This window comes from Gemmatimonas sp., assembly GCF_046594945.1.
Classification (GTDB): domain Bacteria; phylum Gemmatimonadota; class Gemmatimonadetes; order Gemmatimonadales; family Gemmatimonadaceae; genus Gemmatimonas.
This window is the reverse complement of record NZ_JBKJRB010000128.1, coordinates 55516-67694: the sequence shown is the minus strand read 5'-3', so window position 1 is coordinate 67694 and position 12179 is coordinate 55516. Positions and strand designations below refer to the sequence as shown.

At 64.4% G+C, this 12179-nt stretch carries 9 protein-coding genes; 7 read left to right on the top strand and 2 right to left on the bottom strand.

What is annotated here, in order from left to right; genetic code table 11:
• Positions 1-3 precede the first annotated feature (3 nt).
• The 3 genes from ACLL97_RS15850 to ACLL97_RS15840 are packed head-to-tail and all read left to right on the top strand — an operon-like array spanning position 4 to position 2806.
• A complete protein-coding gene (locus ACLL97_RS15850; protein WP_411281451.1) occupies positions 4-1164 on the top strand; it encodes a VOC family protein in 1161 nt (386 codons plus the stop codon).
• Positions 1161-1859, top strand: a complete 699-nt coding sequence (locus ACLL97_RS15845) for an alpha/beta hydrolase (protein WP_411281450.1) — start codon at positions 1161-1163, stop codon at positions 1857-1859. Before ACLL97_RS15850 ends, ACLL97_RS15845 begins: the two co-directional genes overlap by 4 nt.
• The gene (locus ACLL97_RS15840; RefSeq protein ID WP_411281449.1) at positions 1859-2806 is read left to right on the top strand and encodes a SprT-like domain-containing protein; all 948 of its coding nucleotides are present in this window, start codon (positions 1859-1861) and stop codon (positions 2804-2806) included. The genes ACLL97_RS15845 and ACLL97_RS15840 overlap by 1 nt, the downstream gene beginning before the upstream one ends.
• Before the next feature lie 7 nt (positions 2807-2813).
• Here ACLL97_RS15840 and ACLL97_RS15835 read toward each other — a convergent pair whose 3' ends face one another.
• Positions 2814-3821, bottom strand: a complete 1008-nt coding sequence (locus ACLL97_RS15835; RefSeq protein ID WP_411281448.1) for a hypothetical protein — start codon at positions 3819-3821, stop codon at positions 2814-2816.
• A 210-nt stretch (positions 3822-4031) separates the two neighbouring features.
• A complete protein-coding gene (locus ACLL97_RS15830; protein ID WP_411281447.1) occupies positions 4032-6875 on the bottom strand; it encodes a beta strand repeat-containing protein in 2844 nt (947 codons plus the stop codon).
• 146 nt (positions 6876-7021) lie between these two features.
• On the opposite strand from ACLL97_RS15830, the gene ACLL97_RS15825 reads away from it, so the two are divergent.
• The 4 genes from ACLL97_RS15825 to ACLL97_RS15810 all read left to right on the top strand — a co-directional run bounded on the left by ACLL97_RS15825 (position 7022) and on the right by ACLL97_RS15810 (position 12178).
• Positions 7022-8260 carry an acyl-CoA dehydrogenase family protein gene (locus ACLL97_RS15825; RefSeq protein WP_411281446.1) on the top strand — a complete coding sequence of 413 codons (1239 nt, stop codon included), beginning with the start codon at positions 7022-7024 and terminating at the stop codon, positions 8258-8260.
• A gap of 119 nt (positions 8261-8379) precedes the next feature.
• The gene (locus tag ACLL97_RS15820; RefSeq protein WP_411281445.1) at positions 8380-9135 is read left to right on the top strand and encodes an electron transfer flavoprotein subunit beta/FixA family protein; all 756 of its coding nucleotides are present in this window, start codon (positions 8380-8382) and stop codon (positions 9133-9135) included.
• 2 nt (positions 9136-9137) lie between these two features.
• On the top strand, positions 9138-10127 hold the full coding sequence (locus ACLL97_RS15815; RefSeq protein WP_411281444.1) for an electron transfer flavoprotein subunit alpha/FixB family protein: 990 nt from the start codon (positions 9138-9140) through the stop codon (positions 10125-10127).
• An 8-nt stretch (positions 10128-10135) separates the two neighbouring features.
• Positions 10136-12178: a heterodisulfide reductase-related iron-sulfur binding cluster gene (locus ACLL97_RS15810; RefSeq protein WP_411281443.1), complete on the top strand. Its 2043-nt coding sequence runs from the start codon at positions 10136-10138 to the stop codon at positions 12176-12178.
• The last annotated feature ends 1 nt before the right edge of the window (position 12179 follow it).

Sequence of the window (12179 nt, the reverse complement as noted above, 5' to 3'; positions counted from 1 at the left end):
CCCATGTCCACCACGTCACAGATTCTCGGCCTCCATCACATTACGCTGGTCGCCAGCAACGCGCAGCGGACCGTCGATTTCTACTCCCGCGTGCTCGGCCTGCGGCTGGTCAAGACGACGGTCAATTTCGACGATCCCGGGAGCTATCACCTGTACTTCGCCGACGAAACGGGAAACGCCGGCACGGTGGTCACGTTTTTTGAATGGCCTCGGGCTCCGCGCGGCCGCACCGGCATCGGCGGGACGCACCATGTCGCGCTGCGGGTGGCCGACCGTGATGCACTGCTCCGCTGGAAGCGACGTCTCACCGACCTTGGACTGCGAGTACGCGGTCCGTACGACCGGCAGTATTTTACATCGATCTACTTTCGTGATCCGGACGGGGTCATTCTCGAAGTAGCGACCGATGGCCCGGGCCTGCTGTTCAACGAACCAGCTGGGGCGACTGTCCAGCGCACCCCGCCGGCGGAGTTGGTGCGCGGTAGTCGTGACGAGGCGCTGATCGAAACACTCACGTGGCCAGAGCCGGTCACGACGATCGATCCGGCGATGGCGCTGACCCGCGGCATGCATCACCTCACGGCGATGACCGCGAACGTGGAGCGTACCGACGCGTTCCTGCGCGGCGTGCTCGGCATGACTTTAGTGAAGCAGACCGAGAACTTCGATGATCCCGGTACGCGCCATTGGTCGTGGGGCAGTCCCGATGCGCGTCCGGGATCGCTGGTCACGTATCTCGAGCGTCCCGCCACCGAGCGTCGCTCGCACCTGGGCACGGGCCAGGGGCATCACTACGCACTGGCAGTGGCCAACGAAGCGCATCAGCTCATGTTCCGCGACCGACTGCTCGATGCCGGCATCAACGTGTCGCCGGTGATGGACCGCGTGTACTTCAAGAGCATCTACACCAAGGATCCCGACGGACACATCGTGGAACTCGCTACCATGGGCCCCGGCTTCCTGGTCGATGAGTCGGTGAGCACAACAGGCTCGTCGCTGCGGCTGCCGCCCTGGCTCGAGGAGCATCGCGAGCAGATCGAGGCGCATATCGTGGAGATCGACCGTGCACTGTGGCCCTACAATGGATTCGACGGCGATCGAGGGATGCTCTCGCACCCTGGCCGGTCGCTGCCGATTCCCGAGAACTTGGAGGTGCGTTCGTGAACCGCGAATCGATGGGCACGCCAGCGGACCCGCACGCGGGGGTGCCGCCGCTGGTGGCGGGCACGCCGCTCGATCAGGCGTCATACGCGCTCGTGTTGGTGCACGGGCGTGGTGGCAGCGCCGAGGGGATGCTGCCGATCGCCAAGGCCGCGAAGGCCACCGATGCCGCCTTGGTGGCGCCGGTGGCCGTGGGAAGCAGCTGGTATCCGAAGCGGTTTCTCGATCCTCGGGAGCAGAACGAGCCGTGGCTCAGCAGCGCGCTGGCCTCGGTCGGTGCAGCTGTAGATCAGGTCCGCGCGGCGGGGATCCCGAGTGAGCGCATCATTCTGGTGGGCTTCTCGCAGGGCGCGTGTCTGATGCTTGAATACGCGACGATGGCGGCGAAATCGTCGGAGCGCTTCGGCGGGGTGGCGGCGTTGGCCGGCGGGTTGATCGGCGATCCTGCGGTGCCGCGCGACGATCACGGCTCGCTCGGCGGCACGCCGGTGCTGCTCGCGTGCGGCAATGCCGACGGGCATATCCCCGAGGCGATCGTGCGGTCGTCGGCCAGCGTATTCCGCGCGCTCGGGGCAACCGTCGATCTGCGAATCTATCCAGGAATCGGTCACGACATTGTGGGCGATGAGATCGACGCGCTCACCGAAATGGTCAACACGTTGCGCGGACCCCAGTCGGAGGCGCATCTTCATTTTTGATGAACAGCCGGCACACGCAATTGGGTTTTGACTTCTTCGATGCGGCTCCGGCCGTGTTGGACTCGTCGTTGCCAGCTTCGACGGCGGTGGCAGCGGCGTTGCCAACCAGTGCGCCAACCAGTGCGCCAACCGGTTTGCCAACCACTACGTCATCGTTCGCGCAGTCCGTGACAGCCGCGGTGTCACAGCTGTTCTCTCAAGGATTCTCGCCGGTGCTTACGCCGGTATTCGAGCCGGTGCCACAGAAGCCGCTGGCCGACGACACGCGTCCGGCTCGTGGTCGCACCGCCGTGCGCGCTCGGACGGCCGTGCTTTTTTCGCGACTCGAAGATCTCGGTCTGCGCGGCGTCGATGCGCTCGTGCTTATGCGCACACGCACCGTGATGGTGTCACTGATCGGCCGCACGTTGCGCATTCACGAAGGCTACGCGGAAGCGCCGGAATCGGTGCTGCGGGCGATTGTGGCGTTTGCAATCGCGCGCAATAGAGCGGAGCGCACCACCGCCCGCGAAGCGATCCTCGCCTTCGATGTGGAGCGTGGTCCGTCGGTTCGTCGACAGGAACCGGCGCGACCAGGTGACGTGGCCATGGTCGCGCAGCTCGCCGAAGCGCATCGCGACCTCAACACGAAGTGGTTCGCGGGGGCGCTCTCGGCGATTCCGCTGCGGTTGTCCGGCCGCATGGCCACCCGACTCGGTCATTACGATCCGGGCTCGCGCCATACCCCGCCCGAAATCGTGATGTCGCGTACGCACATTGCGCGGCATGGTTGGCGCGAAGCGATGCACACCTTGCTGCATGAAATGGTGCATCAGTGGCAGCATGAAACCGGTCGGGCGGTGGATCACGGCACCGCATTCCGTCAAAAGGCGCGCGACGTGGGTATAACCCCCGCCGCGCGCCGTGATGTCACGCCGCTCGAGAAGCGACGCCGGTCAATCGGGTGAATCGAACTTACGGCGCCGTCACTACCACGGTGATCGTGCTCATGTAGTTCGCCGCACCACTCGACGTGCCCGTGATTGGCAGCACGTACACTCCAGCCGGCGTGGCCGATGTGGTTGCGACCGTGAAAGCGATCGACGTGCCCGTGGACGGATTCGGCGTGAATGTGATGGTCATGCCGGTCGGTGCGCCGGTGGCCGCGAGTTGCACGGTGCCGGCAAAGTTGTTCTGGCGCGATACCGTGATGGCGCTGGCCGCCGACATTCCGGCCTGAAGGGTCAACGCCGCTGGTGATGTAAAGAAGCCGAAGCCGGCCGTGGCCGACGGCGCTACCGTGAAAGCGATCGTCTGCGTCTGCGCGCCCACGCCGGTACCGGCACCGCGAATCGTGATCGTACTCAGCCCCGCCGTGGCGGTGCTGGCCGCGGTGAGCGTGAGCGTGGTTACGCGGCTCGCGCCAGTGATGATCGCTGGAGCGAACGCCGCCGTAACGCCCGTGGGCAGCCCCTCGGCCGAAAGCGTCACATCGCCGGTGAACGTGCCAATACGATTGATCACAATCGGGATCGTCGTCGCGGCGCCCGGTGCCGCCATCGCGGTGGTCGCACTGGCTGATAGGGTAAGTCCACTGCTGGACACGGTCAGCGGCAACGTGGCGGTGCCGGCAGTCACATTACTGCCGGTGGCGCGCACCGTGATCGTGCTGGTGGCCGCCGTCGCGGTGCTCGCCGCGGTGAGCGTGAGCACACTGCTGTTCGTCGAGCCAGCAACCGCATTCGGTGAAAACGTCGCCGTCACGCCGGTCGGGAGATTCTCGGCCGTGAGGTTGACGGTGCCGGTGAATCCACCGCCGCGGGTCAGTGTCACCGGTACGGTAGTGGTGCCGCCGACCACAATGGCTGAGGCAGTCTGGCCGAGGGTGACACCGAGGATGTTGGCCGGATTGACGATATCATCGTCAGAGCAGCCTGCGGTTAGAACCGCAGCCGAGAGCAAAAGGGGGAACCATGCTTTCATCGAATCATCTCGCTTGCACAGGCGGAGAGGTGGTCGCGCGCCATCGCGCGTCCGGGTGCGAGCGGGTAAAAGCAAGTGTCGGTCCGCTATCAGTTGGGTCGGTGATGGCGAACACGCACGGCGAGTGGTTCTCGCAGGCGGCGATGCAAGCGACAACGGGAGTCGCGCAGAGTGCGCGACTCCCGTTGTCTACGGCCGAACGACAAATCGCTAGGGTGTTATCGTGCCGATACGCGCTGCGGTCCTGAATGCCGCCCCTTCAACAATCGCATCGAATCCCGAGAGCCCCCCGAGGGCGTTGGTGGTCCACGTCGTCGCGACACCGGTGCGCAGTCCCCAGCTATTGTCGAAGCCGGCCACGCCGCTGAAGTCGGGCAACTCGAGTTCGTACTCGGCCGAAGCACCGAAGTAGCCACGTGACGCACTCATGGTCCATGATCGCGGCGAGCCCGCTGACTGTGTGAAACCGGCCCCGACACCGTCGGCATACTCCGCTTGCCAATTGCCTCTCGACTTGAGTCGCGCATACGGAGTTGTCGCCGCGACGCTGATCGTCGGCGACGTGAGCGACGGGCCGATGGTGAGTGTGCGATTGGCCAGTTCGCGATTGTATTGCGCCGCGAGGCGTGTTTGAGTCACGTCGGAGCCGCTCACCGTCGATGCAAGCGCAATCGCCATGTGCAGGTCTCCCGGGCGCGTGCGAGCCAACGGGATACCGTACACGGTGTACGGCGATGCCCCGCCGAACAGCGCGCCGAAGGCGAAGCCAGAGAAGCTTCCGTTAACACTCTGGAAATTGGCGTAGACCTGAACGAGGTCGCTGCCGCCACCATTCACGGTGAACTGCGCCGTCTGTACCGGGAATGATTCCGCGCCGCTGAAGTCGATCACGGGAATCGCGCTGTTCGCCGCATAGTTCACGTCGCGACGTAGCACCGCACGATCGGCTACGATCGCTACCGATGTACCGCCAAAGGTTTGCGTGGTGCGGAACGCGAGAAGATCCGTCGAGCCGTCGTCAGCGTTCACGCTGAACGTGGTCGTCGGGAAGGCCGCCGAGGCGAGCGAACTTCCCACATTTACTGTTCCCGTTTGTCCGGAGCCAAGTCCCGCAAACGACCCGGTGAGCGATTTCGTCGCGCGATTGTTCACGCATTCGAGCGTGCCCATTTGCGTGAGCTCGGTGCGGGTAAAGTAGTTGACCGTGACCTGGGCCGGTCCACCAGACAGCGGCTGAGCGTACGCCACACCGCCCACGGTGCTGTTGATGGTGAACGCGTACGTCTGGTTCGCGCCGGCTGCGACCCGTGTCCAAGCGCCCGTGGTGCCGTCCCGGTATGCGAACCACAGCGGGAGCAGACTCGCGTCGCAGAATTGCCAGTTCACGTTCCCGGTACCACCGCCTGTTGCCGTCACCGTGAGCGCAACGTTCGCCGTCACGTTGGCTACGCCCGCCGTCGTGCCCGTGATCAACCCCGTGTAGTTGCCGGCGACAACCGCACCAGCTACGGTGAGCGTCAGGGTGGACGTCGTGCCGGTGACCGAGGCCGGATTAAATGCCGCTGTCACACCGGCCGGCAATCCCGTCACCGTCAGATTCACCGTGCCCACGAAGCCCGCGCCGCGGGCGAGCGTGACCATGCTCGTACCATTCGTGCCCTGCTGCGCGGTGACGGCGGTTGCCGTCATGGTGTACGTCGGGGCCGCCGTTACGGTGAGATTCACCGAGGCCGTCTGCGCGGTCACTCCCGGGCCCGACGCGGTCACGATCACTGCTGCCGCGCCAACCGCGGCACTGGTCGTCGAGGTCAGCGTGAGCGTGCTCGTGAGCGTGCCTCCGGTGAGCGTGGCCGGCGCAAAGCTCGCCGTGACGCCGACCGGAAGCCCGGTGGCCGCCAGTGCAATGTCGGCCGTATATCCGCCCTCGCGCGTGATCGTGACGGCCGTCGTCACGGCGCTACCCGCCGCGACCGTTACCGCGGCGGGCGCGGCCGCGACCGTGATCGCTGGTGCCGCTGCAACCGTCACGGCGACGGTGGTCGTGGCCGCCGTCACGCCGGTGCCGGTTCCGCGCACCGTAAGGTTGTAGATGCCGGAAACTGCCGCCGCGGTCGTGGAAATCGTGAGTGTGCTACTGGTGCCCGCCGCGAGCACCGGATTCGCCGAGAACGCACCCGATACACCAGCTGGCGCGCCCTCCAGAGCCAGCGTGACATCGCCGGCAAACCCGCCGGTACGCGACACGCCAATGGCCGTCGTGCCGGTGGCACCCGCCACGATGCTCACGGCGGCCGGCGTCGACGTCACCGAGATGGCCGGCGTGGCCGCCGCCGTAAGTGTCAACGCCAGCGACGCCGTCTGCGTGGTCACACCGGACCCAGTCGCACTGATCGTCACGGTGCTGGTTCCCGACGTCGCGTTCGACGCCACCGTCAGCGTGAGCGTGCTGGTCGTCGATCCCGCCGCTATCGTGGCCGGCGTGAACGTGGCCGTTACTCCCGTCGGGAGACCCGCCGCAGCCAACGTCACGACGTCCGTGAAGCCGTTGGAGCGCGTGATGGTGATCGGCACGGTGGCCGATCCGCCAATCACGATGGCGCTCGCACCGCTGCCGGCGGTGAGCGCCACTGCCGGTGCAGGAATCGTGAGCGCGTAGGTTGCGGTAACGGCCGAAACGCTGCTACCGACCGCGCGCACGGTGATCGTGCTCGATCCCGCCGTGGCCGTGCTGCCCACGACGAAGACCACGGTGGCACTCGTGGCCGATCCCACGAGCGGGGTCGGAGTGAACGTGGCCGTCACACCCGCCGGCAGATTCTCGGCCGTGAGCGCCACAGACCCCGCGTAGCCACCCAGACGACTCAGCGAAATCGTAGAATTGCCGGACCCGCCGCGCGCCACCGTGCCCGACGTCGCCGACAGCTGCAAGCCGATGCTCTGGGCCACCGGAGGTTGCGTGGTGCCGCCATCGCCACCGCCTGAACAGGCGGCCATGGAGAGGGAGAAGAGCGTGGTTCGGACCAAGGACCGCCAGCGATGCATCGTAATCCCCATGAAAGAAAAGTCATATTCTTGTAATGTCGAAAGCGATGCGCCGACTGCAAACATGTCAACCAAACGCGACCATATCGTGATCTTCACGTCGCCTCCCACTAGATTTCACAGGATCTCCCCGATTCTCCAGCTGAAAGGCTTCTCACATGTCGACTGATCTCTTGTCCGCCAGCGCGATCCCGGCGCTGCCCTCCGTCGAGCTCAAGGCACACGCCGCTGATCTGTTCAACATCGATGCGGCGCTCACCGAAGAAGAGCGCTCCATTCGCGACACGATCCGCAAGTTCGTCGACGAACGCGTGCTGCCGATCATCGGCGACTGCTACGTACAGGGTCGATTCCCCGATGAGCTCATTGGGGAAATGGCCGAACTCGGTGTCCTCGGCGCGAATTTACCCGAGGAGTATGGCTGCGCCGGTCTCTCGAGCGTCGCGTACGGCCTGATCATGCAGGAGCTCGAGCGCGGCGATTCGGGTATCCGCTCGTTCGCGTCGGTGCAAGGTGCACTGGTCATGTATCCGATCTTCGCGTTCGGCTCAGAAACGCAGAAGCGCCATTATCTGCCCAAGCTCGCGAAAGCCGAGATGATTGGCTGCTTCGGATTGACGGAAGCCGACTACGGATCGAATCCGTCGGGGATGATCACGCGCGCCAGAGAGCAAGCCGACGGCAGCTGGATCATCAACGGCGGCAAGATGTGGATTACGAACGGATCGAGGGCGCATGTCGCCATCATCTGGGCGAAGACCGGCGACAGCACCGACGACAGCAGCATCCGCGGCTTTGTCGTGGACACGTCGCTGCCGGGGTTCCACGCGAAGGATCAGCACGGAAAGCTGTCGCTGCGCGCCAGCCACACGTCAGAGCTGGTGCTCACCGATGTGCAGGTGCCGGCTGACGCGATTCTGCCTGAATCCAAGGGGCTCAAGAGCCCGCTGATGTGCCTCACTCAAGCTCGCTACGGGATCTCGTGGGGCGTGCTCGGCGCCGCGATGGCGTGCTTCGAGGAAGCGGTATCCTATGCCAAGACACGCGTGATGTTCGACAAGCCGATCGGTGGCTTCCAGATCCAGCAGGTCCGTCTGGCCGACATGCTCACGGAACTCACGAAGGCGCAGCTCGTGTCACTGCATCTGGGACGCCTTAAGGATGCCGGCAACTTCACCCCGACACAGGTGTCGTTGGCCAAGCGCAACAACGTGAGCATCGCGACCGACATTGCACGCGAAGCACGCCGCTTGCTCGGCGGCAACGGCATCCTCGCCGAATACAGCGCGATGCGCCACATGGCGAATTTGGAGAGCGTGTATACCTATGAAGGCACCCATGACGTGCACTCGCTCATCCTCGGCCAGGCCATCACGGGACTGAGCGCGTTCAAGTAGGGTTAAGTGGCGCGTTTGAAAGGTGACGCTCCCGTCGCATTGCCGACGGGGGCGCCCGCGCCTAGCTTCCCCTGCGAAGTAGTTCCTACCTCTCAGCCTCTTATTACGGAGCGTCCGCGGTGAAGATCGCCGTGTGCATCAAGCGCGTCCCGGTTATGGAAGTGAAGTTCGCCATTACCGCTGACGGCTCCCGCGTAGATGAAGCGGGTCTCAAGTACGACGTCAACGACTTCGATCTGTGGGCGATCGAAGCCGCGCTGCAGTTGAAGGAGAAGAACGGCAACGTCGGTGAAATCGCCGTAATCTCCCTCGGACCTGATGCGGCGCAGGAGCAGATTCGAAAGGCGCTCGCGATGGGAGCCGATCGCGGTGTGCTGTTGAAGGCCGACCGCATCCCAGCCGACGGTCTCGCTATTGCGCGTGCGCTGGCGGCGGAGATCAAGGAGGGCGGCTATGACTTGGTACTCTTTGGGCGCATCGCTATCGACTCGATGAATCAGATGACGGGCCCAATGGTCGCCGAGCTGCTCGACCTGCCGTGCGTGACGAACGTCTTCAAGCTCGACATCACCGGCACCACCGGTCGTGCCGAGCGCGCGCTGGAAGGCGCGACCGAAGTCATGGAGTTCCCGCTCCCGGCGGTGCTCACCATCGACGACGGCTTGAATAAGGAACGGCTACCGTCGCTCAAGGGCATCATGGCGGCCAAGAAGAAGCCGCTCGACGTGAAGCCGGCCCAGCTTGGCGACGCGAAGGTGACGGTTCACAAGATGGCGCTGCCCCCCGAACGGGCGGCCGGGCGCATTCTCGGAGACAGTTCCGCCGCCGTGCCCGAGCTCGTGCGACTCCTCCAAACTGAAGCGAAGGTGCTCTAACGATGGCCAACGTTCTCGTCTTCGCAGAAGTGCGTGGCGGCGACCTGCGCAAGGTGGCGCTCGAGGCCGTGACGGCCGGGCGCGCGCTCGCCGATCTCTCCGGTGGGGGCAGTGTGCATGCGCTACTCGCTGGTGACGCCGGTATCAGCGCCAAGGCCGAAGCACTGGCGCAGCACGGCGCCGACTCGGTGCTCGTGCTCGAGCACGGGGGCTTCGCGCAGTACAATCCCGAAGCCCTCGCGGCCACGGTCGCTCAACAGCTCGGGAGTGGGAGCTACGGCTATGCGCTGTTCAGTGCGACGGCGCAGGGACGCGATCTGTCGCCGCGAGTTGCCGCCAAGTTGGGCATTGGACTCGCGGCCGATCTTACCGGCTTCACGGTGGACGGCGGCACGGTGCTGGGGCAGCACTTCAACATGAACGGCAAGGTGATCGCCACGTTGGCGTTGACTGGCACGCCGGCGCTGTTGTCAGTGCGTCCAGCGGCGTTCCAGCCGGTGGCAGCCCCCCGTGCGCTGGCGACGTTGCCGATCACGTCGGCCACCGATCCGTCGGCCTCACGTGTGAAGGTGGTTGAACTCAAGCAGGGCAATACCGGCAAGCTTGATCTCAACGACGCACCGGTGATCGTGGCGGGTGGTCGTGGACTCAAGGCGCCCGAGAACTTCAAGTTGTGCGAAGATCTCGCCGATGCCTTCGGGAACGCGGCGGTTGGTGCCACGCGCGCCGTGACCGACGAAGGATGGCGCCCGCATTCTGATCAGATTGGACAGACTGGGCGCAATGTGAGTCCGAACCTCTATGTTGCCGTCGGTATCTCCGGCGCCATTCAGCACTTGGCTGGGATGCGTACGTCGAAGACGATCGTGGCGATCAACAAGGACAAGGACGCCCCGATCTTCAAGATCGCCGACTACGGAATCGTGGGTGATGTGTTCGAAATCATGCCGGCGCTCACCGCCGCTGTGAAAGCGGCCAAGGCGCAGGGCTGATCGGGAACATGGGGGTCTCCAATCTGGTCTTCGCGGTCATACTCTCCATCGCGCTCGGGTTCTTTGCCCGCAGCGCGACGCGGCTGAACCGCTGGCTGAAGATTGGCCGCGAGGAAGTCCGTACGGACCACCCCGATCAGCGTACCAAGAATTTCCTGCTGATCGGGCTTGGGCAGAGCAAGATTCTGCGCGATCCGGTCGGCGGTATGATGCACGCCCTCGTGTTCTGGGGCTTCTGCGTCCTCGGCCTCGGCACGGTCGAGATCATGATTCAGGGACTCTACACGCCGTTCACGTGGGACGTGATTCTTCCCCGGTTCCTGTATCTGCCGTACGTGGTCTCGCAGGAGATTTTCGCGGTTTTCGTGCTGATCCCTGTGGCGTACCTGCTGTACCGTCGCTTGGTGATCAAACCGAAGCGCTTCGCCGAAGTGAGCGGCGCCGACGCCGTGTTCATTCTGAGCATGATCGCCACGCTCATGATCACGCTGTTGCTGTTGTTCGTGATGGAGCTGCGCACGGGCGCGCCGTCCGACGGTCGCCTCATCTCCGGTTTGCTGCTGCCGTTGTTCAGCGGCGTGTCACCGGAGACCGCGCATGTCGTGGCGCGCGTGTCGTGGTGGATGCACGCCGTGCTCATTCTGTATTTCCTGAATCACCTGCCGAGCTCCAAGCACTTACACGTGCTCACGTCGCTGATCAATGTGTGGTTTTCGAACACGAGCGGACCGGGCCGCATCGGTGCTATGCGCCCGATGGATCTCGAAGCGGAGAACGCCGAGCAGTTCGGCGCCTCCGACGTGGAGCACCTGAGCTGGAAGAACCTGCTCGATGGCTACTCGTGTACGGAGTGCGGTCGTTGCACCGCGGTGTGTCCGGCAAGTAGTACCGGCAAGCTGCTCTCGCCGCGCATGATCGTGGTGAAAACCCGCGCGCGACTCACCGAGAAAGCCACGGCGCTCGACGCGATCGCGGCCGGCGGTGGCACGGCCACCGAAGCGCAGACCGCGGTGCTCGCGAAGAATCTCCTTGACGACTGGATCACCGAAGAAGAACTCTGGGCGTGCACGAGCTGCCGCGCCTGCGTGCAGGAGTGCCCGGTCAGCATCGACCAACTCGACATCATCAACGAGTTGCGTCGCGATCTCGTGCTCATGGAGTCACGGTTCCCCGAAGAGCTGGCGCCCGCGCTCACGAGTCTCGAACGCAACGGCAGCCCGTGGGCGTTCAGCGCGTCGGACCGCGCGCAGTGGGCCGAAGGGATGGACATCCCGACGATGGCCGAGCTGGTGGCGAAGGGCGAGAAAGCCGACATCCTCTTCTGGGTCGGGTGCATGGGATCGTTCGACGATCGCGCCAAGAAGATCACGGTGGCGTTCGCGCGCATCCTGCAAGCGGCAAACGTGCGCTTCGCGATCCTTGGACAGGAAGAGACCTGTCACGGCGATCCGGCCCGTCGCATGGGCAATGAGTATCTGTATCAGATGCTCGCCAAGGGCGTGATCGAAACGCTCGATGGCTACCACGTGAAGACGATCGTCACTTTCTGTCCGCACTGCTTCCACCAGATGGGCAACGAGTTTCCGGACATCGGCGGTAACTACGAAGTCATTCATCACACCGACTACATCGAACGTCTGCTTGAAGCGGGACGCGTGCCACTCGAGACCGAGCATGGACAGCGGCTCAAGGTGGCCTATCACGATTCCTGCTATCTCGGGCGCTACAACGACATCTACGATGCGCCGCGCAATGCGCTCAAGCGCGCGCTGCCGATCATGGAGCTCGTGGAGCCGCCGCGCACCAAGAGCCGTGGCATGTGCTGTGGCGCCGGCGGCGGTCGTATGTGGATGGAAGAGAACGTCGGCAAGCGCGTAAACGTGGAACGCAGCGAAGAGCTGCTGGCCACGGGCGCCGATCAGATCGCGGTGGCCTGTCCGTTCTGCATGACGATGATCACCGATGGTGTCACCGGAGCGGGCAGCACAGTGCCGGTGCTCGATATTTCCGAGGTGGTGGCCTCACGGCTGCTGCCGATCGTACCCTCGTAGC

Excerpts from the sequence above, each read along its gene's own strand:
- ACLL97_RS15850 (WP_411281451.1), top strand. The coding sequence starts at position 4 with ATGTCCACCACGTCACAGATTCTCGGCCTCCATCACATTACGCTGGTC.
- ACLL97_RS15840 (WP_411281449.1), top strand. The coding sequence starts at position 1,859 with ATGAACAGCCGGCACACGCAATTGGGTTTTGACTTCTTCGATGCGGCT.
- ACLL97_RS15835 (WP_411281448.1), bottom strand. The coding sequence starts at position 3,821 with ATGAAAGCATGGTTCCCCCTTTTGCTCTCGGCTGCGGTTCTAACCGCA.
- ACLL97_RS15830 (WP_411281447.1), bottom strand. The coding sequence starts at position 6,875 with ATGGGGATTACGATGCATCGCTGGCGGTCCTTGGTCCGAACCACGCTC.
- ACLL97_RS15825 (WP_411281446.1), top strand. The coding sequence starts at position 7,022 with ATGTCGACTGATCTCTTGTCCGCCAGCGCGATCCCGGCGCTGCCCTCC.
- ACLL97_RS15815 (WP_411281444.1), top strand. The coding sequence starts at position 9,138 with ATGGCCAACGTTCTCGTCTTCGCAGAAGTGCGTGGCGGCGACCTGCGC.
- ACLL97_RS15810 (WP_411281443.1), top strand. The coding sequence starts at position 10,136 with ATGGGGGTCTCCAATCTGGTCTTCGCGGTCATACTCTCCATCGCGCTC.